Origin of the sequence: Reinekea blandensis MED297 (assembly GCF_000153185.1) — a bacterium.
Taxonomy (GTDB): Bacteria; Pseudomonadota; Gammaproteobacteria; order Pseudomonadales; family Natronospirillaceae; genus Reinekea; species Reinekea blandensis.
Window position 1 is genome coordinate 837,772 of sequence record NZ_CH724149.1, and the last position, 25,701, is coordinate 863,472.

A 25,701-nucleotide genomic window follows, 5' to 3' on the forward strand; every position below is an offset into this window, starting at 1 on the left:
TCTGTTTTTTTGATGTTGGTATCCGAGTAACGAACGAGCCTGGCCAGTTGGATGCAAGCGCGGATGATTTTTACAGTCCGATGTCGCGAAGGGCGATTCTGGACTCCATTGGCCTGGTTCATTCATCAGTTTGCGTCAGACGGTAGAGATTCCTGATCAACTGGACAACCCGACAGATGTTGGGGTCGGTGGCCGGCCTAGGCCTGTGGCTGTGGATGGTTCACTTGCTGACCTTTTGGTTATAGACCTGCGACCTTTTTATGCCAGACAATTGAGTTTCCGGTCGTTGGCCCCTATAACAGGGCCGATGCCCGTCGACATTCAGAGGATTCGCCAGATTGAACGCACCATCGCTTACCGCGCAACAGATTGAGCAGTTTCGTCAGCAGGGATTCCTGATTCTCAGTGGCGCAGGGTCCGATTTATTGACACGGTTTCGATACCTCGCCGAACAGGAGCACCGTCAACCGACTGAGCCCTGGGAGCTGGAGGCCAAACTGGGTTATCCGGGGGCGCCGGAATCGACCGAACAACCCGGCGGCGACACGGTTCGTCGACTGTTACAGGCTACGAGCCGCCAATCTGAGTGGCAGCAATGGGCGACCTCAAAAGCGGTTGGGCAATGGTTGCGCTCGGTGATGAACACCGATGCCGTCCACCTGAACCCCAACCATCATAATTGTCTGATGACCAAATCGCCTCAGTATTCCAGCGATACCGGTTGGCATCAGGACATACGCTATTGGCATTTTCAAAAACCTGAGTTGGTCAGTGTCTGGTTTGCGTTGGGTGAGGAGTCGAACCACAACGGTGGGCTGGTGGTGATTCCGGGCAGCCATCAAGCCGAGTTTTCTGAACATCAGTTTGATGATCAGCGCTTTTTTCTCGAGGTGGACGCTAACCGTGAGTGGTTGGATCGTGCCCAGGTTTTGCACCTGAATGCCGGCGACATTCTGCTCTTTGACGCCCGGCTGTTGCATCGCGCGAGCCGAAATCATACCGATCAGACCAAACTCTCGTTGGTGTTTACCTATCGGGCGGCCGATAACGCGCCATTGCCCGAAACGCGATCCGCACGCTTGCCGGAGCTTGCCGTTCAGTAACCGGTCAGTTCCATGTAGCCTTTCCCCTGGTGGCTGCCCGTCACCGACACCGGGCCTTCCCAATAAGGAAACAGCGTATCGAGCCAATGATCCGCGCGCGGAGCGCTGACTTCAATGTCGACCTTATGCGCCGGAACCTCAATGGACCAACGCAGTGGCATTTTCCGGGTTCCGGCCCGGGTGGAAACATCGGTTTCACCTTTCGACGACAGCGTGATCTGATCGCCGCTGAGACTGGAAAAACGCCCGTCAGGGGTTACCCAGATGCCATTGAGTGTGTTGGGTGCTTGAGTATCCCGTAGCTGATATACCATCAGCGCATCACCCGAGCTCAGATGCAGTGAAAACCAGTCCCAACCGGGTTGGCTGGGCGCCAAGGGCTGAGAGCTCCACTCCCGATCCAGCCAGCCAGAGCCGGTGACTTGAAAGGTGTTTCCGTTATGTTGTATCTGCCCGGCAATATCGATGTGAGGCTGGCTGTAATAGGCACTGGCCTGGCCGCTGGGCGCTTTCTGGGAATAACCGTTGTCGCCTTGCAGTACCCAGGGCGTTTGGCTGGAGAGGTCCAGCTCCACGCGCGTTTCACTGACCGTAAAAACCAATGTACCGGGTAGCGGTTCGGTACCCGTGCCGAGCCATTGCCAGTCATCGAGCCAGGCGTCGAAACGGCCTTCAGCGGTCAGCTCCACGCCAGCTTGGCTGATGCCACCACGGGCAAATCGCTCGTCATAAACATGGTTTTCGGGCGTGCTTAAGGCCGCGTGTGCCATCCAGGCCTGAGTGCTTTGCCAACCGCCAGGGTCCGGTTCCGGTCGCAAAGACTGGCGAAACAACGTCCAGTGGATGCCCCAATGCTGGCCGTCTTCGTCGGTCAGGTTGGCCGTCAGATACCACCATTCGATGCGGTAATCCGGGTGTGGGAGATGATCCGCCGGGAAGCTCAGTTCGAGCCCCGGACTCACCTGCGTAAAACCGGAGGCGTCGCTGCGCAGCAGATTGAACTCGTTGTCAGCGACTGCGGTGGTGCACAACAGCCCGATGAATAATGCAATGGCGGTTTTCATGCTGTGCCTCCCAGACGGATCAATGCGTTTGGCAATTGCCGCTGTACCCGCCAAAGTGCGGTAAGTCCGGTTAGGATCAGGGTGAGTGTTGTCAGGATTGCCAGGTTGGCAACCGGGTGCCACGACCAGTTGAGCGGCATACTCCAGCCGAAGGCGATGATATTGATGTCTGCAATCAGCAGGGCCGACAGGACCGCACCGAGCGGGATTGCCAACAGCCCGGTTACCATGACCATGCCGGCCAATGGGCCGCCGACAATCAACAGCCATTCCTGCTGGTTTACCCCTAAAGCGCGCCAGTGCGCATATTGATGAAGCCTTTGCTGGTGGATGGACATCAGGGCTGCAAACAAGGCGACGCCGGCAACGCCCAAGGTTAGTGTGTTCAGTGCACCGGTGATGGCAAAGGTACGCTCAAAGATCTGCAGGGCAACGGACATCAGCTGACGTTGGTCTATCCAGTCTCCGGGTTCAGCCCCGGCATCGAGTAAGTCGGGTTCAAACGCTTGCAGGTTGGTGTCCTGCAGCCAGATCGCCAGGCCCATTGGTTGAGCATTTTTCCAGTACTGGCTGACCGTCGCTTTGGGTAGGTAAAAAGCATAATAGGGGTTGCCATAATCATGAAAAAATCCGACGACTTGAAAGTCGACCGTTCCGGTGTCTGTTGGCAGAGAGACAGACTCGCCCAGATTAACTCCGGCCAGATGATGGACCTGCTCGTTCGCCAGTATCGGTCTTAAATGGCCTTGTTCGGCCCATTGGGACAGCGCATTTGGCTCTGACAGTGCCAGTGGCAACGACCGCATGTCCGGGGCCTGCGTATTAACGCCGCGTATTTCCGTGGGGCGATCCTGCCAACGCAGATTAAGCCCGGTACGCGCATGGCTCGCCTGTACCTTCAACGGTGCCTGGGTCAGCAGGGCGTCGGCGTCCAGCGTGGCGCTTTGCACATAAACATCGGCAGACATCCGTACCGTTAACCAATCGGTAAAGGCAATGCGGAACGAGCCAACGAGAGTGGAGACCCCGAGGTTGGCGACCAGGGCGAGTAACAATGCCATCATGGCGATACGCAGGTGCGGTAACTGGGCAAAGGCATCGCGCATGGCCCAGCGTAAACGCCACCAGGATGCCGGCATCGAACGTGCCGCCAGCCAGAAGGCACCATAGAGCAAAGGCGGTAAGCTTAGGGCTGACCCGAACAGAACCAGCGCCAGTAACACAAAGCCATCGGAGACACTGTCGATTTGAAAGTAATACAACGCGGCCAGGCCGAGCAATGCAACAGCACTGAGGCTCTGAACCCCTAACTGACGGGGCTGAAACTGCTGGTCGAGGGTTTGGTGTTGCTGTTGACGGATGGAGCGTCGGGCGCTGAGCCAGATCGGTCCGGCAACGGCGACGGTGACGCCCAGCAACGTCATGATGGCCGCCTGCAGCAGATGCCGGGCGGTCAGGGTGACGGTCGGTGTGATGATCGCACCATAGAGACTGCCAAGGCTGCTCGACACTGTTGGCAGTAACAGGTTACCGAGTAAAAAGCCCAATCCGCCCCCGAGCAAGGTACCGAGTACGCTCCAGAATAACGCCTCCAACGCAATGGCCAGTGCGAGATCGTCAAGCCCAATGCCCATTTCTCTCAGGGTGGTCAGCGTAGCCTGGCGCATCCACAACGAAAAACGGACGGCGTTAAAGACGATAAACAAGCCGACTACAAATGCCAGCCAGCCCATCGCCGCCAATTGAATGTGCAGACTGTCGGTCAGCTCCTGTAAATCCAGTGACTGTTGATTGCGCGTCAGGATCAATCCTTCCGGCAGCGCCTGGCGAAGTGCCTGTTCGCGGCTTGCTGACAGTTTAGTGACGCCGAGATAGTCAAAGTTATCTCGATTCAGCACCTCGAAGGCCGCGGCCATATCGACGACCAGCCGTTCGCCTTGTTGTGGTCGGCTTTGTAACGTTGCCGGTGGTAAGCGTTGGCCATTGGTCAACGTCAGTTGATCTCCGGGGTTGATACCCAGTTCGCTCGCCAGTGATTCCGGAACCGCTGTTTGGAACGGTGGTGTCATAAACGCCAACGCGTCACCGACAAACGGCGTGGCCGTCTCTGAACTGTTGTTTTGTGCGTCAGCAATGGGTAACGCCATGAAGTCAGTGGCCAGCAGAATCAGCCAGTCTTGTTCCCGGGTCTGAAGGCGGGCTTCGATGATCGGGTAGAGTTCGACAAAACCAAGGCGTCGAAGCCGGATATAATCCTGTTGGCTGACCGCGGCGTTCTCCCCGGTCGGGCGAATCCAGAAGTGTGCATCGGCCCCGAGAAACTGCTCTGCGTCGGCGTAACTGGTGCGGGCATGGCCATTTATCAGTTCAACGGCGCTCCACAGGGCGACGCCCAGTGTGAGCCCGAGCAGCAGGAAAATTGCCTGCAGCGGATGACGCCGGTAGTGGCTGAGCAGTACCCGGTTTACCCAGACAATGCGGGTCAGCCGCTCAGTCTTCATGCAGCTCACCGGCTTTCAGATGCCAACGACGGTCAAGGTAAGCGGCCATGGCCGGGCTGTGCGTCACCATGAGCAGGCTACTATTGGCCGCACGCACGCAGTCAATCAGCAATGTCATGACGTCTTGCGCAGTTTGCTCGTCCAGATTGCCGGTGGGCTCATCGGCAAGGACCAGTGTTGGTCGGTGTGCCAGCGAGCGGGCAATGGCCACTCGTTGTTGCTGTCCACCGGACAACTCGCCAGGAAGGCCATGCAACAGTCCGGTCAACCCGAGGCGTTCAATCAACTGGTTGCAGAAGTCCAGATCCAGTTGACCGGCTAAACGGGCCTGCAGTTTCAGATTGTCATCGACATTCAGAGTTGGGATGAGATGGAAGTCCTGAAACACCAGACTGATGTGTTCCCGTCGCAGGCGATTCCAGGTTTGTGCACTGGCGTCGGTCAGTGAAATGTCGTTCAGCAACATCGTGCCATGATCCGGAACATCCAGACCGGCCACCAAATGCAACAGGGTGCTTTTACCGCTGCCGCTTTCGCCAAGCAGGGCGACGCTTTCGCCCCGGGCCACCTCACCGGAAACGTCATTCAGTACCGGAAGAAAACCATCGGGTTGCGCGTAGCCTTTACTGAGATGGGTAAACCTGAGCATGCGGTTGTTTCCCCTGTTGGTCAGCGTTGTGGATATGGGTGCTTTGGTGTTACAGGACCAGTGCCTCGTCATAACTGATCTGATCGACGTAGTACACCGCTTCGCCATCAGGTAAGCGAACAATCACTTCATCGTCCACCTGTTTCTTCAGCAGCGCGCGGGCCATGGGGGAGTCGACACTGATGTAACGCGGGTCCACATCGAACTCATCGGTTCCGACAATGCGGAATACCCGCGGCGACTCGTCTTCATCGACCACCCGAACCCAGGCACCAAAAAATACCCGGCTCTGGTCATCGGGTCGTGCGTGAACGACTTGCAGCTTTTCGAGTCGTTTGGTGAGAAAGCGTACCCGGCTGTCAATCTGGCGCAGGCGCTTTTTACCGTATATGTATTCTGCGTTTTCGCTGCGATCTCCTTGCTTGGCGGCATCGGAGACTTCCTGAGTGACGCGGGGCCGCTCAACCTTCCACAGCTCGTGCAGTTCCGCCCGCATCCGGGCTTCACCTTCGGGCGTAATGTAAGGGCTGCCATGTCGGCGAGGAGGACGGTATCGACTCATGTTTTCTTTCTCTGTTCTCGAATCAATTGCCGAACCAGAAAGCGGTTCGGGTTTAAGGCATCCACCAGGTCTGCTGGCATCGGGTAAGGTTCCCCGGAGATCATACTGGCCAGCAACTGCGCGCACAAAGGCGCCGTACACAGACCTTTGGAACCATGAGCAACGTTGACCCATAAGCCCGGCAGGTGGCCAATGGGCGGCAGATGACGGGTTCGGTTTTTCTGTAAAGGCACCTGGTAGGTGTCCCGAAGTTCGGTTTCATCGCTGATGGCGCCGACCAGCGGCAAGTAGTCCGGTGAGTTGCAGCGCACAGCCGCGCGGCCGCCGATAATGGTGTCATCACGCCCGACCAGGTTCGGAACCCGTATACTCAGGTTGGTCAGGTTTTCCTCATGATCTTGCGCGTAAAGCTGATCATCGGTCGATTTTACCCGGAAGGTACTGCCAATGGTCAGTACGTCATCTCGTACTGGCATAACGTATCGGTCGGTACAGATCACCGCCTTTAAAGCGCGATGTTGTTCTGTCGCGGTTAATCGGGTGATTTGGCCGGCAATGGGGTTCAACGGCAAATGACCGGTCTGTTCAAAAGCGGTGGTCTCAAAGGCGCTGCTCAGCACAACCTGATCCGCCTGAAAGGCGTCCCCTTCTGCCGAGGTCAACGTCCAGCCGGACTGATCGTATTGCAGACGGGTGACTGTGGTATTGAATTGACAGCGAATCTGATGGGTGTCGATCAGGTACCGAACCAGTGCTCTGGGCGAAACCCAGCCTCCATCAGGGAACCACAACCCCGAATGCGGTTGTGTGATGCCCGTTAACGTTCTGAGCGTTTCTGCACTGGCGACGTGCGCCAACTCGGGCGGGATGAAGCCTTCGGCGTCGAGCGCGGCCTGCCGCGCCTGGTCTTTATCCGATTGTGCGAGTTGAACCAGACCACAGGCGTCGTGTGGGACCGTGTCCGGTAGATCCGCGAGTTGACGTTGCGCCAGGATTAACGCCTGGGCGTAAAACCGGTTTGCCGCAGTGGGCTGAGCCGACAGTTTGGCGTAAACAGCGCCCTGCTCATTGCCGGAACCACCGAGAGCTGCCGCAGGTTGTCGATCAAACAGGGTGACCTGGTAGTCCCGTTTTTGCAGCTCAATGGCGGTGGTCACGCCAGCAATGCCTGCGCCGATGATGGCGATGCGACGTTTTTGGTTAGGAACCGGATTGGCCAATGCCGCAGACGGGAATGCATTGGGTAACAGCGGTCCGCAAAGGCCGTTAAAAGCGCCTGACAGCATATGGCGCTTACGACCGAACCCCGGCACTTTTTTAAAGCTGAAACCGGCGCCCTGAAGGCCATCGCGCACCAGTCGGGCGGCGGTGAAGGTAGCAAAACTGGTACCGCGGTGGCTGAGGCGGGCCATCTGCCTGAACAGATCAGGTTGCCACATGTCGGGGTTTTTGCTCGGTGCAAAGCCATCGAGAAACCAGGCGTCGACGCGGGCGCTGAGTCCGGTATAGGCCGACGCGGCATCGTCCTGCATCAGCAGCAGGCGCACGCGATCAAAGCTCAGGCTGTGGTAGCCCGCGACGGCAGGCGGGTACTGTTGCCTCAATGGTTCCGACAGGTCGGCAAACTGTGGCCATTGTTCATGACTTTGAGCGAGGTCCGCAGGCAACAGTGGATACTTTTCGCAGCTGATAAAGGTCAACCGCGCATCACTGGGCGCGTGCTCCAGAAATGTCCGCCAGGCGACTAGAAAGTTAAGCCCGGTGCCAAAGCCGGTCTCCGCGATGCAGAAGTGTGTGCCAGCCTCCAATTGTGACCAGCGCTCAGCGAGGTTGTTCTGATCGACAAACACATAACGGGTTTCATCCGGCCCGTGGCCCTTGGAAAAGTAAACATCATCGAACTGGTTGGACAGGGGCGTCCCGTCCTCGTCGAAAATCAGATCCGCCGTTTTCATCAGTGCTGCGTCGGTAAGGCCAGCATGGTGTTCAGCCATTGTTCAAAATGGCTTTTGGGCAGCACGACATCGGACAGCGTAAAGCGGTTCAGATCGTCGAGGGTGAACTGAGTGGCCAGGTACAGTTCCCACTGCACAACCACGTCATCCGCCAGCGCAACGGCTTTCTCCGGCGCTAATGGTATCTGTTCATCAGGTGCCCGGTCGTACTCGTCGACAAATCGGCTGCACCATTCAACAATCTGAAAGTGGGAGAAACGGGACATAGATCCCAGCAGTCCCTGACTGAGCAGGTCGGCAAAGTTGGCAAGGGTATAGGCTTTTTCAATGGGGGTGTCGGACCACGCCATAGCAGAAAATTCCGGAAATCAATTTGCCGGCAGTGTATCACGAAAGCTTTCAGGCGAAGACAGATGAGAGAAGAAGAGGTGGCGACAGCGCCACCTCAGCGGTTAAGGATCAGGCCCATCCGTCTTTGCGACGGCGGCTGGTCAGGCGTGGCAGAATCACACCCAGAACGATACCGATAAACACCAGAATGCCGCCTGCATAGAGCATCTGATTGTCACTGCGTTCACGCAGCGATGTGTTTTCGGCTTGCAGAACATCGAGTTCATTTTTAACCCGAGCATGCTCTTCGGCCAGTTCCTGATACTGATCGTCCAGGTTAATGGCGTTTTCACTGATGGCTTTGATCCGGTTCAGCTCCTTGGTCAGCTCAGCGTTATTGGTTCTCAGTGATTCCAGCTCGCCATTGACGTCGCCTTTGTCAGCCAACAGGTTGGTGTATTTTTCATCCAGCGCTTCTAGCTGCTGTTGCAGCTGTTCTTTTTCGGCTTGCAGGTTTTCGGCCTGTAATGAACCGGTTGGGTCAGGCTGGGTGTAACGTTTCGGCAACCAGCCTTCAAGGCCATTTTCAGTGCGCACACGGATGTAACCGGCGTCTTCGTTTTCTTCCAGTATCTCCATTCGGGTGCCCGAATTAATCGTTTTCAGACTGCGGTACTCACCTCCTGGTCCGGTCCGGACATTCACCCAAAGCTCGTCGCTGAGCCAGACAGTCTCAGCAAAGGCGGGGGCAGTGGCACCAAAAAGGATCAGCGCGATCAAGCAGCTCTGAAATAAGGAACGAAACGTCATGGTAAATTCCTGTCGAGAGTAGGTCAGTCGTTAATGTAAGAGATATTGTTCTTGGTTCGGATCAGGCCGGCAACACTTTTTTAAAGGGTTTTACCTGGACCCTGGCATAAACCCCGCCGTCAACATATGGATCGGCATCTGCCCAGGCCTGAGCCTCGGCGAGAGACGCAAAATCGGCAATCACCAGGGAGCCTGAAAAGCCCGATTGACCCGGATCTTCACTGTCAATCAACGGGTGGGGCCCGGCGACCAGGAGTCGGCCTTCATTCTGCAGGTCTGTCAGACGAGCCAGATGTGCTTCGCGGACGGCTTTTCTGGACTCAAGACTGTTCGGGTGATCTTCAGAAATAATGGCATACCACATGATGATAATCCGTTAGAATAGGGCGTTGTTTCAGGTCGTCTGGCGCCGTACCGACGTGCGCGGCGCTGTCATTGGGGTCCTAAGGTACTAGCCGCAGCTTGGTGTTGGCAACCGTCGGGATCAATATTTGTGGAGTGTTCATGATTGTCAACGTCCAGCATCGCTGGGAAATGCATTGCCATAGCCGGTTTTCCGATGGCCGGTTGTCGCCGGAAGCACTGCTGGCGGAAGCGCAGGCAAAGGGTGTTGAGCATCTGGCGCTGACCGATCATGACACCGCACGTGGCTATCGTTATGCCGTGGATCAGCAACTCGTGCCGCCGGGGCTGACGTTGTATCCCGGCGCGGAAATGTCCTGCCTGTGGCACGGTCGCACATTGCACATCGTCGGCCTGGGCATGGATGTCTATTCTGATACCTGGCTGGCCGTCGAGGCAGACCTTGATCAGCGGCGCCGGCGACGGTTTGATCGCATTATCGAACTGTTGGTTCGGGCGGGGTTTGAACTTGATGTCGAGCAGATACTCCAGCGCGCCGAGTTTGGCGTGCCCGCGCGTCCACACATTGCCGATTATCTGGTTGAGACCGGGCAGGTGAGTTCTCTGGGCAGCGTTTATAAGCGTTGGCTCGGTCAGGGCAAAGTGGGCGATGTTAAACAGCAGTGGCCGGAGCTGGGTGAAACCATTGATGCCATTCACCGCAGCGGCGGCATGGCCGTATTAGCGCACCCACATCGCTACAAGCTGACCTGGACGAAAGCCCGGGAGCTGTTGGATGACTTTACTGATGCTGGTGGTGAGGCCGTGGAAATCGCCTGTGCCGGGTTACACCCCGATCTGCGTAAGTTTCTGGTTAATCAGGCTCGTGAGCGCCATTTGTGGGTTGGCGGCGGCAGTGATTTCCACGGACCGGAGCAGAAATGGATCAGTCTGGGCCGGTACCCGAGCTGGCCGTTGGATGTGCCGTTGGTTCAGGATTGGCTGGCCAATCAAAATGCGCCGGTTCAGAGCGCTGTACAGGCTGGAAACTGCTCGGCTGTCGGGTTAAAGTAACTTTCAAATTCCTTGGCGGGAGCCAACATGAGCCAGTTTTTTGTCATACATCCGGATAATCCTCAACCGCGACTGATCAAACAGGCGGCTGAAATTGTGTTGCAGGGCGGTGTTATCGCCTATCCGACCGATTCAGCCTATGCCCTGGGTTGTCTGATGGGCAACAAGCGCGGGATGGATGCCATCCGTCGCATTCGTCAGATCGATGAAAAGCACAACCTGACGTTGGTGTGCCGTGATCTATCAGACTTGGCTAACTACGCCAAAGTCGACAACGTTGCTTTTCGCCTGATTAAGAACAATACGCCGGGCCCTTACACCTTCATTCTGCAAGCCACGCGGGAAGTGCCGCGCAAACTGTTGCATCCTAAACGCCGAACCATCGGCTTGCGGGTGCTGGCCAACAACATCGCCTCCGCATTGTTGGATGCCGTCGGGGAACCGATGTTGAGCTCTACCCTGATTCTGCCAAATGACGAGGATCCTCTGAACGATCCTTATTACATTCGTGAAATATTGGAGCACGAGTTGGATCTGGTGATCGATGGCGGGTTCTGTGGTTTTGAAGAATCGACCGTGGTCAGCCTGTTGGACGATGTTCCGGAAATCCTCCGGGTCGGAGCCGGTGATCCGGCGCCTTTTGAGTAAACACCAGCCCCATGATTGATGAAAACGATTCACCCCTGAGCGCCGAGTCCGAAACCGGATCAACGCCGTCGGACTCGACCGGCGACGTCACCGAACGCGATCAACCGACAGCAACTGAGGCGTCAACCGCTGCCGAGGATGCGCACGCTCCGGAAACCGAGGCAACTAGCGACGAAGCTCAGGACGATGCCGCGGCCGAGCCTGCTCCCGAAGCCTTGTTTACCGAACAGGACGCACCGCTTCCCGATCAGCCGCTGACGCCAAAACAACGGGCGTTGCAGGCACTGCGGGCCCGTGCGCAGGCCGAACAGACGGAAATGCCGTTTGCCGTCGTCGAGGGTGAAGCAATGACGCAGATCCCGATTGATCTGTACATTCCGCCCGATGCTATGGAAGTCTTCCTGGATGCCTTCGAAGGCCCGTTGGACCTGCTGCTGTATCTTATTCGAAAGCAGAATCTTGATATTCTGAACATCAATGTGTTTGAAATCACGAACCAGTACATGGAGTACATCGAGCTGATGCAGGGGATGCAGCTTGAGCTGGCGTCTGAGTATCTCGTGATGGCGTCCATGTTGGCAGAAATCAAAAGCCGTATGCTGTTGCCGCGAACCAAGCAGGATGATGACGAGGAGGAAGAAGATCCGCGTGCCGAGCTGATTCGACGATTGCAGGAATACGAGCAGTTTAAAGAAGCGGCTGAAAACCTCGATACCATACCGCGTGTCGGGCGGGACATTTTTCTGGCTGAAGAAACCCGGCCTGATTTTGAACGGCCCAAGCTGCATCCCGATGTGGACATGCGGGAGATCTTACTGGCCTTTAAAGAAGTGATGAGTCGTGCGGAAATGTTCGAAGGCCATGAAGTCCAGAAGGAGTCGCTGTCGACCCGTCAGCGTATGGGTGAAGTATTGGACAGACTGCAGGGTCAGGCATTTGTCCCCTTTGTCGCGCTGTTTGACCCGAGTGAAGGGCGAACCGGCGTACTCGTTACGTTTCTGGCCATTCTCGAACTTTCCAAAGAATCCCTGATTGATCTGGTTCAGAGTGAAGTCTTTGCACCGATCCATGTTAAAGCGAAAACGGATTAATTATGTCGGATCCCAAATCTCTGTTTGATCGTCCGGACACCGCCGATGAGAAACCCTCAGACGAGCCGTCGGAACCGGTTAACGAAATTGACGAAGACACTGTGCCTTTAGACGCGCATGAAGATGACGAGTCATTGTCTGTCGAACCCGATCAGGCTGAATCTCCGCGTGATGATGAGTCCTCGGCTGAAGCCCCGGAGTTACCGGAACAAACGGATACAGCGTCAGTCGAAGATGCTGACCCGGCCGCTCACGACGATGTCGAGCTGGGGGAGTCGTTGCCGGATGACGAGCTGGACGATGATGATCGGGACCCCTATGGCGGTCACGAACATGAAGCGCTTAAACGCATTCTGGAGGCGGCGTTATTTGCTTCCGGTTCAACGCTGTCGGTGAATCATTTGCGGGACATGTTTGAACCGCACGAACGTCCGAAGGTGAAGATCGTCCGCCAGATTATGACCGAACTGATCGCTTTGTATGAAGGTCGGGGTCTGGAGCTGGTGGAGGTTGCCAGCGGTTATCGATTCCAGACCGAAGCCGAAACCGCGCGATGGATATCCCGGCTTTGGGATGAAAAACCACAGCGTTACTCACGTGCGCTGATGGAAACGATTGCCCTGATTGCTTACCGACAACCGATTACCCGCGGTGAGATTGAAGATGTTCGTGGCGTGGCCGTCAGCTCGAATATTATCCGGACGCTCCTGGAACGGGAGTGGGTTCGTGTGGTTGGGCATCGTGATGTGCCGGGGCGACCGGCCATGTACGCTACGACGCGTCAGTTCCTCGATTACTTCGGCCTGAAGTCGCTCGATCAACTGCCGAGCCTCAGTGATATTCGCGATATGGAAGAGCTTAATCCGCAGATGCCATTAGAAGATGGTGAGAGTCCGGCTCAGGATGATAATCAGTCTGAAATCAGCTTCAGCGGCATGATCGAGAAGTTGCGCGAAACCGAAGCGACCGGCAAAACCGGTAACGATTACATCGACGATCAGCTCGATGACGAACTGGCCGCGATGGATGATGTGAACAAAAACTTCGAGCAATCGCTTGAACAACAGCGGGCAGAACACGAACACCCGGATCTGGAGTTTACTGACGATGATGACAGTGAATCAGAAACCGGGGCTTCGGCTGATGCCACCGATGAATCGGCGGAGCCGGAGACGACCGAGGCGGTCCCAAACACCGACGAGTCGGCTGACGGCGAGCCCGAAGAAGATACCACCCACCTGAGTGAAGAAGAGCAATGGAAAATCATTCAGGAAAAACTAGCCCAACAACAGGCTCTGTTGGACGCTCGGGAGAGTGACCCTCAGGGCGAGGATGATGACAATGAGTGAAGAACGCATACAAAAAGTGCTGGCCAAAGCCGGTCAGGGCTCGCGCCGTGAAATGGAACGTGCCATTGAAAGTGGTCGTGTTCAGGTGAACGGAGAGGTCGCTAAACTGGGCGACAAAGTCAGTGAGAAAGATGAACTGCGCCTGGACGGCAAAAAAATCAGTGTTGAAGCGGAAAAGGTCCGTCGCGTACTGATCTACAACAAGCCGGAAGGTGAGATCTGTACCCGTAAGGATCCGGAAGGCCGCCATACGGTTTTTGATCGCCTGCCACGTATTCCCGGCGAGCGCTGGATTGCGGTTGGGCGACTGGATATCAACACCTCAGGTCTGCTGCTGTTTACCAACGATGGAGAACTGGCGAACCGCTTAATGCATCCTTCGCATCAAATTGAACGCGAGTATGCCGTGCGGGTTTTGGGGGATGTGCAGCAGGAAAACATCGACGCCATGTGTGAAGGTGTAGAACTGGAAGATGGCCCGGCCAAGTTTACTGATGTGCAGTTTTTCGATGGCAAAGGGTCTAACCTCTGGTTCCATGTGGTCATCATGGAAGGGCGTAACCGGGAAGTACGGCGGCTTTGGGAAAGTCAGGGCTTTCAGGTCTCGCGCCTGAAGCGGGTTCGCTACGGTTCTGTGTTCCTGGATTCTGACGTCCGTGCCGGAACCTGGCAGGAAATGGCCAAAAAAGACATCGATCAGTTAGCCAAAACCGTGGATCTGGCTCCGGCACCGTGGAAGTCCATTGTTAAACACAAGCGCGATCCGATGAAACGCAAAATGGAAAAACAACGTACCCGACGCTCCGTTGGTAAGACCTCCCGCAAGCCTTCATGACGGTGCAGCAGTGGGATGTTATTGTGATCGGTGCGGGTGCGGCCGGACTGTTCTGCGGCATCGAATCGGCGCGTCGCGGACGCCGTACTCTGTTGCTCGATCACGCGAACAAACCCGGCAAGAAAATTCTGATGTCTGGTGGTGGTCGGTGCAACTTTACGAACTTTGATATCACGCCGGAACATTATCTGTCGGCTAACCCTCATTTTGTGCGCAGCGCGCTGAGTCGCTATACCCAATGGGACTTTATCGCTCTCGTGGATCGTTATGCGATCCCCTATCATGAGAAAACGCTGGGCCAGTTGTTTTGTGATAACAGTGCCAAAGACATCGTCACCATGCTGCTTGCTGAGCTGGATGATGCCGGTGGTCAACTGCAGATGCAGACGGACATTCTCAGCGTGGGTGACGATGGTGAACAGTTTGTCCTGTCCACCACCGAAGGTGATTTGAGCTGTGCATCGTTAGTGGTTGCGACGGGCGGATTGTCGATCCCGACCATGGGCGCGAGCGACTTTGGGTACCGGTTGGCCCGCCAGTATGGCCACGAAGTTCGGGACCTGAGAGCCTCATTGGTGCCGTTCACCTGGAACACGCAGGACAAGACATCGTGGTCTGCTTTGTCTGGCATCTCGGCTCCGGTCACGGTCAGCGCTGAGAATGGGCAGGCGTTTACGCTGGATTGTCTGATTACCCACCGAGGGCTCAGTGGTCCGGCCATGCTGCAGATTTCAAACTACTGGCAACCGGGTCAGTCTTTAATGATCGATTGGTTGCCGGGAGTCGACATTTCGGCTCAACTGGCGGCCGATCGTCATCAACAGGGTCGAAAGACCGTGAAAGGTTGGCTGACGCAATGGTTACCACAGCGACTGGCTGAACATTTTGTGGAGCAAAGTCAGGTACAGGGCGCGTTAGCTGACCTGACCCGAGAACAAAGTCTGCGTTTATCTTCGATGATTAACCATTGGCCGTTCCGCCCGGGGGGGACGGAAGGCTACCGTACCGCAGAAGTGACCTTGGCCGGTGTTGATACACAGGCGATCTCATCAAAAACCATGATGTCCTCGAAGCGACAAGGTTTGTATTTTGTCGGCGAAGTGCTGGATGTAACCGGATGGTTAGGCGGTTATAACTTCCAGTGGGCTTGGTCGAGTGGCTGGGCTGCCGGTCAGGTTTGTTGATTAAAACGAATCTGGTTCCGTCGGATTGTCGTGCAAATGTGATGTGCGTCACATAGGTTTATAGATCCAGTTCCGAATAGCTGACACGTCGCCGGTTAAGAGTAGAATCACCGTCATCATTGCAGCATATGGAAGCCGCATTCGGTTGGTTCAGACGAAAGCGACAATAGGGATGTCGGAATGGAATCTTTTCGCAGATTGGCATGGTTGATTGGGATTGGCCTGATCAGTCTGATCATTGGTTTGGGTCTTTACGGGCTGGGTGTTTCTTCGGGACTCGCTACACTCCTGGGACTGACCAGTTTCAGTCATCTTTTGTTGCTCGGTTTGTTGGTTCGCTACTGGCTGGCTGAGCGATACCCGTCGGTTAAGGCCGCGTTAGAGCGACTTCCCGGTGTACAGTTTCCAGTCCCGGTGCCTGAACGTTTCCGTGTCCGAGCGCAACCCTCATCGTCTGCCGTCGCGGCATCGCAGGGTCATGTCAGTGGCTATGAATCGGCGACTTTTTCGGCGTCAACTAACCCATCTCGAAACACTGAACGTGAACCCTTTACCCTCGGTACGCTGGCGTTTGAACCGCCCGAACCTTTCCAGACAGAACCGCTTGAGCGCAAGCCATTGCCTGAGCCAAACGTCGAAGGTGGCAGTGTGTTTGAACGGGCCTGGCGAAAGTCCGGACAAGGCCGACAAGGATCTCAGTTTGATCGCTTTGTCTTGGTCTGCAAAACGCTGAAACAGTTTAATCTGGAAGTGAATGTCTGGACGGAGTCGGAGCTGTCCAACCTTGCGCAACAAAAGCTGAAATCATCTGATACTGAACGACAGATGGTCGCCTTGCTGATGCCACAGAATGTCGTCACCATTCCACGCCAAGGCTCCGATGCATTTGAGTTCCACGCTGGAATCGTCAAAGCCATGCTTAAGTCGACCGGTCCGGTTGTTTCCGTTGCGTTTGTCAATTCATTCAAAGATCGGGACACCGGTGACTGTCTGGTGAACTTTGAACACCACGGTCAGTCGGTTTGTTGGCAGTTTAATGAGCCGGATCACCAGTTGTCTGAGCAGTTCTTACAGACCGCCTTGGATTGGGTGGGGTCGCACAGCCAAGGCGAGTTCCGGTTACTGGAAGACACCTACGAGCAGCTTCGTTTTGTGTATCTGCCAACGACCGTATGGGAGACGATCGCACAGACGCCGGCGAAGTTGATCTGAATGCCTGTGCCTATTTAGCCTGCCATTCCGACTTCAGCAGGCTGTAATTTTCCAAATCAAAATATTCACCGTACTGATGTGCGGCTTGACGCAAGGTTCCTTCGTGCGTGAAGCCCAGTCGCTCAGCAACGGCCCGGCTCGGGGCGTTGTCGGTCATCGCGCGGATTTCCTGACGATTCAGATGGTAGCGCTCAAAACCGACTTCAACGATTTTGGCGGTTGCGGCGGTCATCAGCCCCTGGCCCATATAGTCTTCACCTAACCAGTACCCGATTTCCGCGGTATGGTTGATTGGGTTGATATGGTTGAAGCCTGTGGTGCCGACCAGTTCATCGCCCAGAAACATGAGGGTGTTCAGTTGCGTCTGTGCGGCATAGTTGGCTTGGCAGTTGCGCAAGAAATTTTGGCTGTCGTCGCTGGTCAGGTTGTAATCAAGCCAGGGCAGCCAGCGTCGCAGATAGCTTCGGTTACGATCAACGAGTTGAAAGAGGGCGTCGGCGTATCGAGGCTCAGCCAGCACCAGTCGGAGGTCGGGTACAGAGGTATTTAACTGAAACATAGCCAAACTCAAACATTGTTAGATCGAGATGAATGTTAGCATATTAAAGAGAGATGGGCAGTGGCTGCAGCGGGCGCTGCAGCCATCAGGAGCCATGTTTTAATTGTGGCTGTGCAGGTCGGCATTAAGCTCTACAGCCGACTTGTTGGTCAGGCATTCCACCCGGCCGGTTTCAGCATTACGCCAGAACAGCAGGTCTGACTTGCCGGCCAGTTCCCGCGCTTTAACCGTTTGAGTCGGTTGCTTGTTGCTGTCGAGCAAAGTGATTTTGGTTCCCGCGGTAATGTAAAGGCCCGCTTCAATCGTGCAGCGATCTCCCAGCGGAATACCGGTGCCGGCATTGGCGCCTAGCAGGCAGTTTTCGCCCATCGAGACTACCTCTTTACCACCGCCGGACAGCGTACCCATAATGGACGCGCCACCGCCGATGTCGGAACCATTGCCAACCAGAACACCGGCTGAGATACGGCCTTCAACCATGGAAACACCTGTCGTGCCGGCGTTAAAGTTGACGAACCCTTCATGCATGATCGTTGTGCCTTCACCGAGATGTGCACCCAGGCGGACACGAGCCGTGTCGCCGATGCGAATACCCGTTGGCACCACATAGTCTGCCATTTTCGGGAACTTATCGATGCAGTTCACTTCAAGTGCGCGTCCGGCCAAGCGTGCCGCGATCTGACGCTCAGGCAGTTCGGGCAGATCGATCGGGCCTTCGCTGGTCCAGGCAATGTTATGCAACACACCAAATAAACCGTCCAGCACCAACGATTGTGGTTTTGCCAGACGATGCGAAAGCAGGTGCAGTTTCAGGTAGCCTTCGGCAACGGATGCCGGTGCGCTGTCAGTCTCCAGCAGAGTTAGGACCAAAGTCTGTTCACTGGATTTGGCGGACTCAAGTAACTGAACGTTCAGCGCTTGCCCGGCATTGTCGAACGCACTTTTCAACGTTTCGTAGTGCGCTTTTTCCAGAACGTGAGCGATGTTTCCGCCTTCATGTTTTACGATGGCCGTCAGGTCGGAGACCAGCGAATCACTCGGGTGGATGGTTGGTTGCGGGTACCAGGCTTCGATGATTTTCTCATCGCGATTGCGAGTGGCGGTGCCGAGCGCCAGTGCAAAATACGTCATTTAACTCTCCGTCAGATAAGGGATTGAAAAAGGGATTCGTCGTAACCGACCCAGAAATTATCATCCTGTTGGATAATGGGTCGTTTGATAATGGATGGCTGTTCCAGCATCAGTTGGATGGCCGATTGTTCGTTGATGGATGCTTTGATGGCATCATCCAGCTTCCGCCAGGTGGTGCCGCGCTTGTTGATGACCTGCTCCCAGCCCAATGCCGAAACAAACGTGCTGGCCAGAGCGTGATCCGGTGGTTGTTTTTTATAGTCGATGAACTCGACTTCTGTGTCGTGCGCTTTAAACCACGCCAATGTTTTTTTCAACGTGTCACAGTTGCGGATGCCATAGATCTTCAGCATGGGGTACCTTTATAAAATCGATCGGAGTCGGGTCGCGGCTTCGAAGCATTCATCAAGTGTCGCGACCAGTGCAATGCGCACATGCCCGTAGCCCGGGTTTATACCCTGGCTTTGCCGTGACAGGTATTGCCCGGGTAAGACACGGATGTTTGCGGCTTCCAGCCACTGCTTAGCCACGGCTTCGTCGTCCGTTTGCAGGTCTGGCCAGAGGTAAAAACTGGCCTGTGGAATACGGATCGGTAAATGCTGACCAAGTTCGGTCTGCATCATCTGATATTTTTCGTTGTACAGTTTTCGGTTCGCAATGACGTGTTCTTCATCCCGCCAGGCCGCGATGGATACCTGTTGATGAGGTATGGGCATCGCGCAGCCATGGTAGGTCCGATACGTCAGAAACTGACGGATACGCTCAGCGTCACCGGCCACAAACCCACTACGTAAACCCGGCAGGTTGGAGCGTTTGCTGAGACTGTGAAACACCAGACAATGACTGAAGTGATCATCCGGCAGTCCGTCACAGGCCTGCAACAAACCAGCCGGTGGCTGGTCTTCATCTCGGTAAAGCTCGCTGTAACATTCGTCACTGATCAACAAAACATTGTGTTGTCTGGCTTTGTGAATGAGTTGCTGCAATCGGGATACGGACAAGGTTGAACCGCTGGGGTTCCCCGGTGTGCAGAGAAACAGAATCTGGCAGCGTTCCCAATCAGCGTCGGTCAGGGCGTCGTAGTCGGGTTGGTAATCCGTCTCAGCGGTGCAGTTCAGAAATCGAACGTCGGCGCCGGCCAGCAATGCCGCCCCTTCATAAATCTGATAGAAGGGGTTGGGCATCCAGATTTCCCGATCCGCTCGGCTCGGGTCAAATAATGCCTGCACTACAGAAAACAGCGCTTCGCGGGTTCCCGTTACCGGCAACACATGTTCTTCCGGGCGGATAGCGTCTGGATGCTGAGCCAGAAAGCGTCGGCGGATCCAGTCACTGATCGCCTCTTTTAACTCACCAAGACCGGCCGTTGCCGGGTATTGGGAATACCCACCCATGTTCGCCAACAACACCTCCTGCAAAAACGCGGGGGCATCGTGTTTGGGCTCTCCAATCGACCAGGCAATTGGGGGCAGGGCGGCAGGGGTTACGTCCTGAGTCAGAGTCCGCAGTTTTTCAAACGGATAGGGATTCAGCTTGGCGAGATTGGGATTCATCGGTCCATGGCTTCTGATATGGTGGATTTCAGTTCGTTTTGGAGTCGTTCAACATCGCTTGAGTTCATCAGTGGCAGCCCCTGACGATCGACGAGAAAGAAGACGTCTTCGACGTGTTCTCCGAGAGTTGAAATTCTGGCATTCAATAACGTTAGTTCCAATCGCCGGAAACAACGTCCGATATCCGCGAGCAAGCCCGGTCGGTCAGACGCGACCACCTCAACAACGGTGCGATGGTTCACCATGTCATTACTGACGGTAATCTCAGCCGGAATCTGGAAATGTTTCAGTTGGCGGCTGATCCGACGTTTGGGGGGCTGAGTGTCATTGGGGTTTTGGATTTCCAACAACAGCTTATGCTGGATTTCAAACAGCCGGTCCGGGTTATCACCAATGGAAGTCCCGTCCTGTTCCAGCACGATAAACGTATCCAGACTGAAATGTGAGGCTGATGACGTCATAATCCGGGCGTCTTGAATGTCCAGATTCAACGCATCTAACGTGGCCGCAATGTCGGCAAACAGATGAGCCCGGTCCGGAGCATAGATGAACAGCTGGGTACCGCCGGCGTACTCACGTACGTTGGTTTCTTTGATCAAGACTAAGGGAATGTTAATCCCGTGATTGGCAATAGCACGGGTATGCCAGGCAATGTTTTCCGGTGTTTCACGCAAAAAATAATCATCGCCGGGGTTGTCCCATAAGGCCAGGACATCTTCGCGTTCAAAGCCATCTTCGGTCAGTAACAGCAGCGCCGCTTCTTTGGTCTCGGCAATCCGATCTTCTTTGTTAATCGGGTTTTCCAAGCCCCGACGCAGGGCTCGTTTGGTTTCGTGGTAAAGCCGCTCCATCAGGGAGGCTCGCCAGCCATTCCAAAGGTTGGGGTTGGTGGCAAAAATATCGGCAACCGTAAGCACGTACAGGTAATCCAGTCGTTGCTGGTCGCCCACCTGCTGTGCGAAGCGATTAATAACCGCCGGATCAGAAATATCCTGTCTTTGTGCCGTCATCGACATCAGTAAATGATGCTGTACCAGCCAGACCACCAGATCCGATTCCCAGTTGGACAGGCGATGCCGTTGGGCAAACCGATGGACCTCAAGCGCGCCTTCCTGCGAATGGTCTGAGTTTCGGCCCTTGCCGATGTCGTGATACAGGGCAGCGATGTAGGCCAGTTCAATTTTTGGCAGCTTGTGGATGATCTTGGTGGCGATCGGGAAGCGTTTGGTGTTGCTGCTGTGACGGAAAGAACGCAGATTGCGAATGGTTAACAGCGTGTGGGCATCGACGGTATAGACATGAAACAGGTCAAACTGCATTTGTCCGACTATTCGTCCGAACTCGGGCAGATACAATCCCAGAATGCCGTACTGGTTCATGCGCAGCAGCCCGTGATAGACACCCTGCGGGCTGCGTAGCAGTTCCATAAAGAAGGTGATATTGCGCAGATCCTGGCGGAAGGCGCCGTCAATCAGATTGCGGCTGGCAAACAGCAGGCGCATGGTGCTGGCACGAATGCCTTTAATGCCCTCGGTTTGCGCACAGAGAACAAAGATTTCCAACAGGGCTGAAGGTGTTCGGTTAAAGACATTATCCGCCGTTACTTCAATGTACTGATTCCGAATCTGAAAGCGTCCGTTAATCGGCGTGATCTGGTCGTCGATGTGTTCGCTCAGAATGGCTTCATCAAACAGCTGCAGCAGGATGATGTTCAGTGTCCGCAGTTTAAAAACCTGTCGGAAGTAGTCCTGCATAAGATGTTCGACGGCGAGCTGGCCTTCGCGGTCGCTGTAACCGAACATTTCGGCCACTTCTTCCTGCAGATTAAACAACAGTCGGTCTTCTTCGCGTCCGGTGATCATGTGCAGGGCATAACGGACACGCCAAAGAAAGTCCTGGCCGTGGTTCAGGTCCTGAAACTCGGCATCGGTCAGAAAGTTGCGCTCAACCAGCTCTCGTAATTCAGTGTCGCCAAAATGGCGTTTTGCGACCCAGCCAATGGTCTGAATATCGCGCAGTGCACCGGGTCCGCCTTTGACATTTGGTTCCAGGTTGTACTCAGTGTCATTGAACTTCTGATAACGATTGGCCTGCTCATTCATTTTGGCCTTATAGAAGTCCTTGCTGGGCCAGATACGATCCGGACCGACGGCTTCCAGCAACTGCTCTCGCAGGCGGCTTGGACCCACTAAGGTGCGTGTTTCCATCAGGTTGGTGGTGATGGTGACATCGTCGGCCGCTTCCTGAATGCAGGCATCCAGCGTCCGGACGCTGTGACCGACTTCGAGCTTGATATCCCAGAGCAGTGTGATGAACGCCTGCAGGGAATCAACATTATCATTGATCGTCGCTTCTTCGGAAAACAGCAGCAACAGGTCAATATCCGAACGCGGTAACAACTCTCCGCGACCATAACCGCCGACCGCGATCAGGGCGATATCGTCCTCATGACGCCAGGAGAACTGCTGCCATACCGTTTGTAGGATTTGATCCAGTGCCCAGGCTCGACCGAAAACCAGATTGCGAATCGGTTCACCTTGGATAAAACGCTGGTTGAGTTGCTTTTGTAAATCCGCCAGCGTCCGTTTTAAAACCGGTATGGGGCTGCCCTGTGAAAGCTCGGCTTTCAGGGTGTCCTGATCAACGAGGCCGTGATCGGAATAGTCAGCAAGATCCAATGTCAAATCCTTAAAAGGTTAAAGCGGGCCTGAATACGGGTTGTGGACCGATGTTCAGAACTGTTCTTCGTCGCGAGCCGTGAGGACTTCCACCCCGTCCGCGGTGACCAGAAGAGTGTGCTCCCATTGTGCGGACGCTTTACGGTCTTTTGTCACCACCGTCCATTGATCCGGAAGGATTTTACACTGTGGTTTACCCTGATTGATCATGGGTTCAATGGTAAAGGTCATTCCTTCTTTCAGGACCATCCCCGTGCCGGGCTTGCCATAGTGCAGAACCTGAGGCTCTTCATGGAACACAGCGCCGATGCCGTGACCGCAGAACTCGCGGACGACGGAGTAATGGTTGGCTTCGGCGTGCTGCTGAATGACATGGCCAATGTCGCCTAAGGTCGTTCCGGGTTTGACGAGATCGATCGCTTTGTACAGGCATTCCTGAGTGACTTTGCACAACCGGTCCAGATGCGCCGGCACATCACCGACATAATACATTTTGCTGGTGTCACCGTGGTAACCATCTTTAATGACGGTCACGTCCACATTGACGATGTCGCCTTTTTTCAGGACTTTGTCATCGCTTGGAATGCCGTGACAGATAACCTGGTTTACCGAAGTGCAGATCGACTTCGGAAACGGCGGGTTGCCATAGTTCAGCGGTGCCGGAATGGCGTCCTGAACGTTGGTAATATAGTCGTGACAGAGGCGGTTCAGTTCGCCGGTAGTGACTCCGGGCGCAACATGCTCATCGAGCATCTGCAAGACATCGGCGGCCAGTCGTCCAGCGATGCGCATTTTTTCGATTTCTTCGGCACTTTTGATCGTGACTGCCATAGAGATTCCATAAGGTGGGTAAAATTTGATTGCCGATTCTAGCGATTTTAAGGGCTTCTTGCAGCTTTTAGATCGCTCATTGCGAACGATTCCTGTTATTACTGGCGATGGGTTGCCCATCACGCCCGGCAAACGAGTGAGCCGCGTAGCCGGAGTTTCTGGTTTTGACCTTGTTATAGGTTCTGTAATTTGGTATAAAGCGCGCCGCCCAGAGTACTGGGCATTAACTTAACTTCTCACATGCTTCGACACATGGTTCTGGGTGCCCGAAAGGGGTTGGATCATGGGAAGTGTGGAGGCCTAACCCGAATACGAGGAAATTATGGCTACTGTATCAATGCGTGACCTGCTCAAAGCAGGTGTTCACTTCGGTCACCAGACCCGTTACTGGAATCCGAAAATGTCTCAGTACATCTTCGGTGCCCGCAATAAAATTCATATCATCAACCTGGAACACACCGTTCCTGCGTTGAACGATGCTTTGTCTTTTGTTGGCAGCCTGGCTGCGAAAAAGAACAAAATCCTGTTTGTTGGTACTAAGCGTTCTGCCAGCAACATCATTCGTGAAGAAGCGACTCGTGCCGGCATGCCATATGTTGCGCACCGTTGGCTGGGCGGCATGCTGACGAACTACAAGACGATTCGTCAGTCAATCAAGCGTCTGCGTGAGCTTCAGACTCAGCAGGACGATGGTACTTTTGAACAGCTGACCAAGAAAGAGCGTCTGATGAACACTCGTGAGATCGCCAAGCTGGAAAAATCCATTGGTGGTATCAAAGACATGGGTGGCCTGCCAGATGCGTTGTTCGTGATCGACGTAGACCATGAGCGTATTGCTATTCAGGAAGCCAATAAGCTGGGTATCCCGGTTATCGGTGTGGTTGACACCAACTCTAACCCAGATGGTATCGATTACGTAATCCCTGGCAACGATGATGCGATCCGTGCCATTGAGATTTATGCTCAAGCGATGGCTGATGCGGTTCTGGAAGCGAAAACAGCTGAAGTAGATGAGTTCGTCGAAGTCGCCGAAGGCGAGGCGAAAGAAGCAGCAGCTGAGTAAGCAATCCGGTTCGAATCTTCAGGGGCCATGAGCCCCTTTTGTCATTTGAGTGTGCTGTAACACGTTGAAATTATGTAACTAACTAATTTGAGGACGAAAGTCATGGCAATTACTGCAAGCCTGGTTAAGGAACTGCGCGAGCGCACTGGTCTGGGCATGATGGAGTGCAAAAAGGCGCTGGTAGAGACCGATGGTGACATCGAGGCGGCGATCGATAATCTGCGTAAAGCATCTGGTCTGAAGGCCGCTAAGAAAGCGGGCCGTACAGCAGCTGAAGGCGTCATTGTAACCCGTAATACAGACGATAACTCTCTGGTGATGATGCTCGAAATCAACAGTGAGACTGACTTTGTTGCACGTGATGAAAACTTCCTGAACTTTGCTAACAAAGTGGCCGATGTCGCGTTTGAAAAGAAAGAAGCTGACGTTGCTAAGCTGATGTCTGAAGGTCTGGAAGCTGAGCGTGAAGCGCTGGTTCAGAAAATCGGTGAGAACATTTCTGTACGCCGAATTGTGTTTGTGGGTGGTGAAGGCAGTGTTGCCGCCGCTTATGTGCACGGTGGTCGTATTGCCTCTGCGGTTGAGCTGAAAGGTGGTACTGCTGAGCTGGCGAAAGATATCGCAATGCATGTTGCGGCGATTAACCCTCAGTACGTAAGCCCGGAAGCGATTCCTGCGGATGTATTGGAGCGTGAAAAAGAAGTTGTTCGCGCCCAGTCTGAAGGTTCTGGCAAGCCGGCTGAAATCATCGAGAAAATGATGGTTGGTCGAATCAATAAGTTCAAAGCTGAGATTTCTTTGACTGAGCAGCCTTTCGTTAAAGACCCTGACGTAAAAGTTGGTGTTCTGGCGAAAAACGGTGGTGCTGAAGTGGTTGGTTTTACCCGTTATGAAGTGGGTGAAGGCATCGAGAAAGAAGAAGTCGACTTCGCAGAAGAAGTTGCAGCAGCGGCCAAAGGCAACGCCTGATACCGTTGATTGGTTAAGAAAGCGCCGTCAGGCGCTTTTTTTATGTCTGGCGTTTGCGTGCCTGGTGTTGTGTCGTTGAATTTTCAGGTTGCAGGACTTGGTCTTTCCTGGGAAGGGTTCGTGGCTTTCCTGAACCGCTAAGGCAATGATTTTCCTCAAAAACCCTGTCTAAAAGCGCAGAAAACTCAGACATGGGTGTGTATAATGC

General features: G+C 54.6%; 24 protein-coding genes. 10 read left to right on the plus strand and 14 right to left on the minus strand.

From position 1 onward, the window contains the following. Positions 1-338 precede the first annotated feature (338 nt). Positions 339-1,103 carry a phytanoyl-CoA dioxygenase family protein gene (locus MED297_RS03825; protein WP_008042536.1) on the plus strand — a complete coding sequence of 255 codons (765 nt, stop codon included), beginning with the start codon at positions 339-341 and terminating at the stop codon, positions 1,101-1,103. On the opposite strand, the gene MED297_RS03830 is transcribed toward MED297_RS03825, so the two are convergent. The 8 genes from MED297_RS03830 to MED297_RS03865 all read right to left on the minus strand — a co-directional run bounded on the left by MED297_RS03830 (position 1,097) and on the right by MED297_RS03865 (position 9,338). Then, entirely contained in the window at positions 1,097-2,167 is a 1,071-nt protein-coding gene (locus MED297_RS03830) for a lipocalin-like domain-containing protein (protein ID WP_008042537.1), read from the minus strand. The genes MED297_RS03825 and MED297_RS03830 overlap by 7 nt on opposite strands. Next, entirely contained in the window at positions 2,164-4,668 is a 2,505-nt protein-coding gene (locus MED297_RS03835; protein WP_008042538.1) for an FtsX-like permease family protein, read from the minus strand. The genes MED297_RS03830 and MED297_RS03835 overlap by 4 nt, the downstream gene beginning before the upstream one ends. Beyond that, a complete protein-coding gene (locus MED297_RS03840) occupies positions 4,658-5,317 on the minus strand; it encodes an ABC transporter ATP-binding protein (RefSeq protein ID WP_008042539.1) in 660 nt (219 codons plus the stop codon). The genes MED297_RS03835 and MED297_RS03840 overlap by 11 nt, the downstream gene beginning before the upstream one ends. A gap of 49 nt (positions 5,318-5,366) precedes the next feature. Further along, positions 5,367-5,879: a transcription elongation factor GreB gene (gene greB, locus MED297_RS03845; protein WP_008042540.1), complete on the minus strand. Its 513-nt coding sequence runs from the start codon at positions 5,877-5,879 to the stop codon at positions 5,367-5,369. Next, positions 5,876-7,834 (minus strand): bifunctional tRNA (5-methylaminomethyl-2-thiouridine)(34)-methyltransferase MnmC2/FAD-dependent 5-carboxymethylaminomethyl-2-thiouridine(34) oxidoreductase MnmC1, encoded by a 1,959-nt coding sequence (gene mnmC / locus MED297_RS03850; protein WP_040556427.1) that lies wholly within the window; start codon positions 7,832-7,834, stop codon positions 5,876-5,878. The genes greB and mnmC overlap by 4 nt, the downstream gene beginning before the upstream one ends. Further along, positions 7,834-8,184, minus strand: a complete 351-nt coding sequence (locus tag MED297_RS03855) for a hypothetical protein (RefSeq protein WP_008042543.1) — start codon at positions 8,182-8,184, stop codon at positions 7,834-7,836. The genes mnmC and MED297_RS03855 overlap by 1 nt, the downstream gene beginning before the upstream one ends. A 109-nt stretch (positions 8,185-8,293) precedes the next feature. Continuing rightward, positions 8,294-8,974, minus strand: a complete 681-nt coding sequence (locus MED297_RS03860; RefSeq protein ID WP_008042545.1) for a TIGR04211 family SH3 domain-containing protein — start codon at positions 8,972-8,974, stop codon at positions 8,294-8,296. 61 nt (positions 8,975-9,035) lie between these two features. After that, entirely contained in the window at positions 9,036-9,338 is a 303-nt protein-coding gene (locus tag MED297_RS03865; RefSeq protein ID WP_008042547.1) for a YciI family protein, read from the minus strand. A 140-nt stretch (positions 9,339-9,478) separates the two neighbouring features. Between MED297_RS03865 and MED297_RS03870 the strand changes: the two genes are divergently transcribed. The 7 genes from MED297_RS03870 to MED297_RS03900 all read left to right on the plus strand — a co-directional run bounded on the left by MED297_RS03870 (position 9,479) and on the right by MED297_RS03900 (position 16,709). Further along, a complete protein-coding gene (locus tag MED297_RS03870; protein ID WP_008042550.1) occupies positions 9,479-10,390 on the plus strand; it encodes a PHP domain-containing protein in 912 nt (303 codons plus the stop codon). 27 nt (positions 10,391-10,417) lie between these two features. Next, positions 10,418-11,038: an L-threonylcarbamoyladenylate synthase gene (locus MED297_RS03875; protein WP_008042553.1), complete on the plus strand. Its 621-nt coding sequence runs from the start codon at positions 10,418-10,420 to the stop codon at positions 11,036-11,038. Positions 11,039-11,049: 11 nt separating this feature from the next. Then, complete coding sequence (locus MED297_RS03880) at positions 11,050-12,129, plus strand: segregation and condensation protein A (protein ID WP_008042554.1); 1,080 nt, start codon at positions 11,050-11,052, stop codon at positions 12,127-12,129. A 2-nt stretch (positions 12,130-12,131) separates the two neighbouring features. Next, positions 12,132-13,478, plus strand: a complete 1,347-nt coding sequence (gene scpB / locus MED297_RS21745; RefSeq protein ID WP_008042557.1) for an SMC-Scp complex subunit ScpB — start codon at positions 12,132-12,134, stop codon at positions 13,476-13,478. Beyond that, positions 13,465-14,313 (plus strand): 23S rRNA pseudouridine(2605) synthase RluB, encoded by an 849-nt coding sequence (gene rluB, locus MED297_RS03890; protein ID WP_008042559.1) that lies wholly within the window; start codon positions 13,465-13,467, stop codon positions 14,311-14,313. The genes scpB and rluB overlap by 14 nt, the downstream gene beginning before the upstream one ends. Next, the gene (locus MED297_RS03895) at positions 14,310-15,497 is read left to right on the plus strand and encodes a BaiN/RdsA family NAD(P)/FAD-dependent oxidoreductase (RefSeq protein ID WP_008042561.1); all 1,188 of its coding nucleotides are present in this window, start codon (positions 14,310-14,312) and stop codon (positions 15,495-15,497) included. Before rluB ends, MED297_RS03895 begins: the two co-directional genes overlap by 4 nt. Positions 15,498-15,677: 180 nt before the next feature. Further along, a complete protein-coding gene (locus MED297_RS03900) occupies positions 15,678-16,709 on the plus strand; it encodes a hypothetical protein (RefSeq protein WP_008042566.1) in 1,032 nt (343 codons plus the stop codon). Between the two features lie 10 nt (positions 16,710-16,719). On the opposite strand, the gene MED297_RS03905 is transcribed toward MED297_RS03900, so the two are convergent. From MED297_RS03905 to map, 6 genes are all read right to left on the minus strand, one after another. Then, on the minus strand, positions 16,720-17,268 hold the full coding sequence (locus tag MED297_RS03905; protein WP_008042568.1) for a GNAT family N-acetyltransferase: 549 nt from the start codon (positions 17,266-17,268) through the stop codon (positions 16,720-16,722). Between the two features lie 99 nt (positions 17,269-17,367). Next, positions 17,368-18,399 carry a 2,3,4,5-tetrahydropyridine-2,6-dicarboxylate N-succinyltransferase gene (gene dapD / locus MED297_RS03910; protein WP_008042570.1) on the minus strand — a complete coding sequence of 344 codons (1,032 nt, stop codon included), beginning with the start codon at positions 18,397-18,399 and terminating at the stop codon, positions 17,368-17,370. An 11-nt stretch (positions 18,400-18,410) separates the two neighbouring features. Further along, entirely contained in the window at positions 18,411-18,752 is a 342-nt protein-coding gene (locus MED297_RS03915) for an arsenate reductase (RefSeq protein ID WP_008042574.1), read from the minus strand. Between the two features lie 9 nt (positions 18,753-18,761). After that, on the minus strand, positions 18,762-19,952 hold the full coding sequence (gene dapC / locus MED297_RS03920; protein WP_008042575.1) for a succinyldiaminopimelate transaminase: 1,191 nt from the start codon (positions 19,950-19,952) through the stop codon (positions 18,762-18,764). Further along, complete coding sequence (gene glnD / locus MED297_RS03925) at positions 19,949-22,630, minus strand: [protein-PII] uridylyltransferase (RefSeq protein ID WP_008042576.1); 2,682 nt, start codon at positions 22,628-22,630, stop codon at positions 19,949-19,951. Before glnD ends, dapC begins: the two co-directional genes overlap by 4 nt. A gap of 54 nt (positions 22,631-22,684) precedes the next feature. Beyond that, positions 22,685-23,581: a type I methionyl aminopeptidase gene (gene map, locus MED297_RS03930; RefSeq protein WP_083779322.1), complete on the minus strand. Its 897-nt coding sequence runs from the start codon at positions 23,579-23,581 to the stop codon at positions 22,685-22,687. 202 nt (positions 23,582-23,783) lie between these two features. On the opposite strand from map, the gene rpsB reads away from it, so the two are divergent. Both rpsB and tsf read left to right on the plus strand, forming a co-directional pair. Further along, positions 23,784-24,524 (plus strand): 30S ribosomal protein S2, encoded by a 741-nt coding sequence (gene rpsB / locus MED297_RS03935; RefSeq protein ID WP_040556429.1) that lies wholly within the window; start codon positions 23,784-23,786, stop codon positions 24,522-24,524. A 102-nt stretch (positions 24,525-24,626) separates the two neighbouring features. Continuing rightward, positions 24,627-25,493, plus strand: coding sequence for a translation elongation factor Ts (gene tsf, locus MED297_RS03940; RefSeq protein ID WP_008042579.1), 867 nt, complete (start codon positions 24,627-24,629; stop codon positions 25,491-25,493). Positions 25,494-25,701: the final 208 nt, after the last annotated feature.

Excerpts from the sequence above, each read along its gene's own strand:
- MED297_RS03870 (WP_008042550.1), top strand. The coding sequence starts at position 9,479 with ATGATTGTCAACGTCCAGCATCGCTGGGAAATGCATTGCCATAGCCGG.
- MED297_RS03895 (WP_008042561.1), top strand. The coding sequence starts at position 14,310 with ATGACGGTGCAGCAGTGGGATGTTATTGTGATCGGTGCGGGTGCGGCC.
- MED297_RS03900 (WP_008042566.1), top strand. The coding sequence starts at position 15,678 with ATGGAATCTTTTCGCAGATTGGCATGGTTGATTGGGATTGGCCTGATC.
- dapC (WP_008042575.1), bottom strand. The coding sequence starts at position 19,952 with ATGAATCCCAATCTCGCCAAGCTGAATCCCTATCCGTTTGAAAAACTG.
- MED297_RS03875 (WP_008042553.1), top strand. The coding sequence starts at position 10,418 with ATGAGCCAGTTTTTTGTCATACATCCGGATAATCCTCAACCGCGACTG.
- dapD (WP_008042570.1), bottom strand. The coding sequence starts at position 18,399 with ATGACGTATTTTGCACTGGCGCTCGGCACCGCCACTCGCAATCGCGAT.
- MED297_RS03840 (WP_008042539.1), bottom strand. The coding sequence starts at position 5,317 with ATGCTCAGGTTTACCCATCTCAGTAAAGGCTACGCGCAACCCGATGGT.
- MED297_RS03915 (WP_008042574.1), bottom strand. The coding sequence starts at position 18,752 with ATGCTGAAGATCTATGGCATCCGCAACTGTGACACGTTGAAAAAAACA.
- MED297_RS03835 (WP_008042538.1), bottom strand. The coding sequence starts at position 4,668 with ATGAAGACTGAGCGGCTGACCCGCATTGTCTGGGTAAACCGGGTACTG.
- MED297_RS03855 (WP_008042543.1), bottom strand. The coding sequence starts at position 8,184 with ATGGCGTGGTCCGACACCCCCATTGAAAAAGCCTATACCCTTGCCAAC.
- MED297_RS03905 (WP_008042568.1), bottom strand. The coding sequence starts at position 17,268 with ATGTTTCAGTTAAATACCTCTGTACCCGACCTCCGACTGGTGCTGGCT.
- rpsB (WP_040556429.1), top strand. The coding sequence starts at position 23,784 with ATGGCTACTGTATCAATGCGTGACCTGCTCAAAGCAGGTGTTCACTTC.
- greB (WP_008042540.1), bottom strand. The coding sequence starts at position 5,879 with ATGAGTCGATACCGTCCTCCTCGCCGACATGGCAGCCCTTACATTACG.
- tsf (WP_008042579.1), top strand. The coding sequence starts at position 24,627 with ATGGCAATTACTGCAAGCCTGGTTAAGGAACTGCGCGAGCGCACTGGT.
- MED297_RS03860 (WP_008042545.1), bottom strand. The coding sequence starts at position 8,974 with ATGACGTTTCGTTCCTTATTTCAGAGCTGCTTGATCGCGCTGATCCTT.
- scpB (WP_008042557.1), top strand. The coding sequence starts at position 12,132 with ATGTCGGATCCCAAATCTCTGTTTGATCGTCCGGACACCGCCGATGAG.
- MED297_RS03880 (WP_008042554.1), top strand. The coding sequence starts at position 11,050 with ATGATTGATGAAAACGATTCACCCCTGAGCGCCGAGTCCGAAACCGGA.
- mnmC (WP_040556427.1), bottom strand. The coding sequence starts at position 7,834 with ATGAAAACGGCGGATCTGATTTTCGACGAGGACGGGACGCCCCTGTCC.
- map (WP_083779322.1), bottom strand. The coding sequence starts at position 23,581 with ATGGGCAACCCATCGCCAGTAATAACAGGAATCGTTCGCAATGAGCGA.
- rluB (WP_008042559.1), top strand. The coding sequence starts at position 13,465 with ATGACAATGAGTGAAGAACGCATACAAAAAGTGCTGGCCAAAGCCGGT.
- MED297_RS03830 (WP_008042537.1), bottom strand. The coding sequence starts at position 2,167 with ATGAAAACCGCCATTGCATTATTCATCGGGCTGTTGTGCACCACCGCA.
- MED297_RS03865 (WP_008042547.1), bottom strand. The coding sequence starts at position 9,338 with ATGTGGTATGCCATTATTTCTGAAGATCACCCGAACAGTCTTGAGTCC.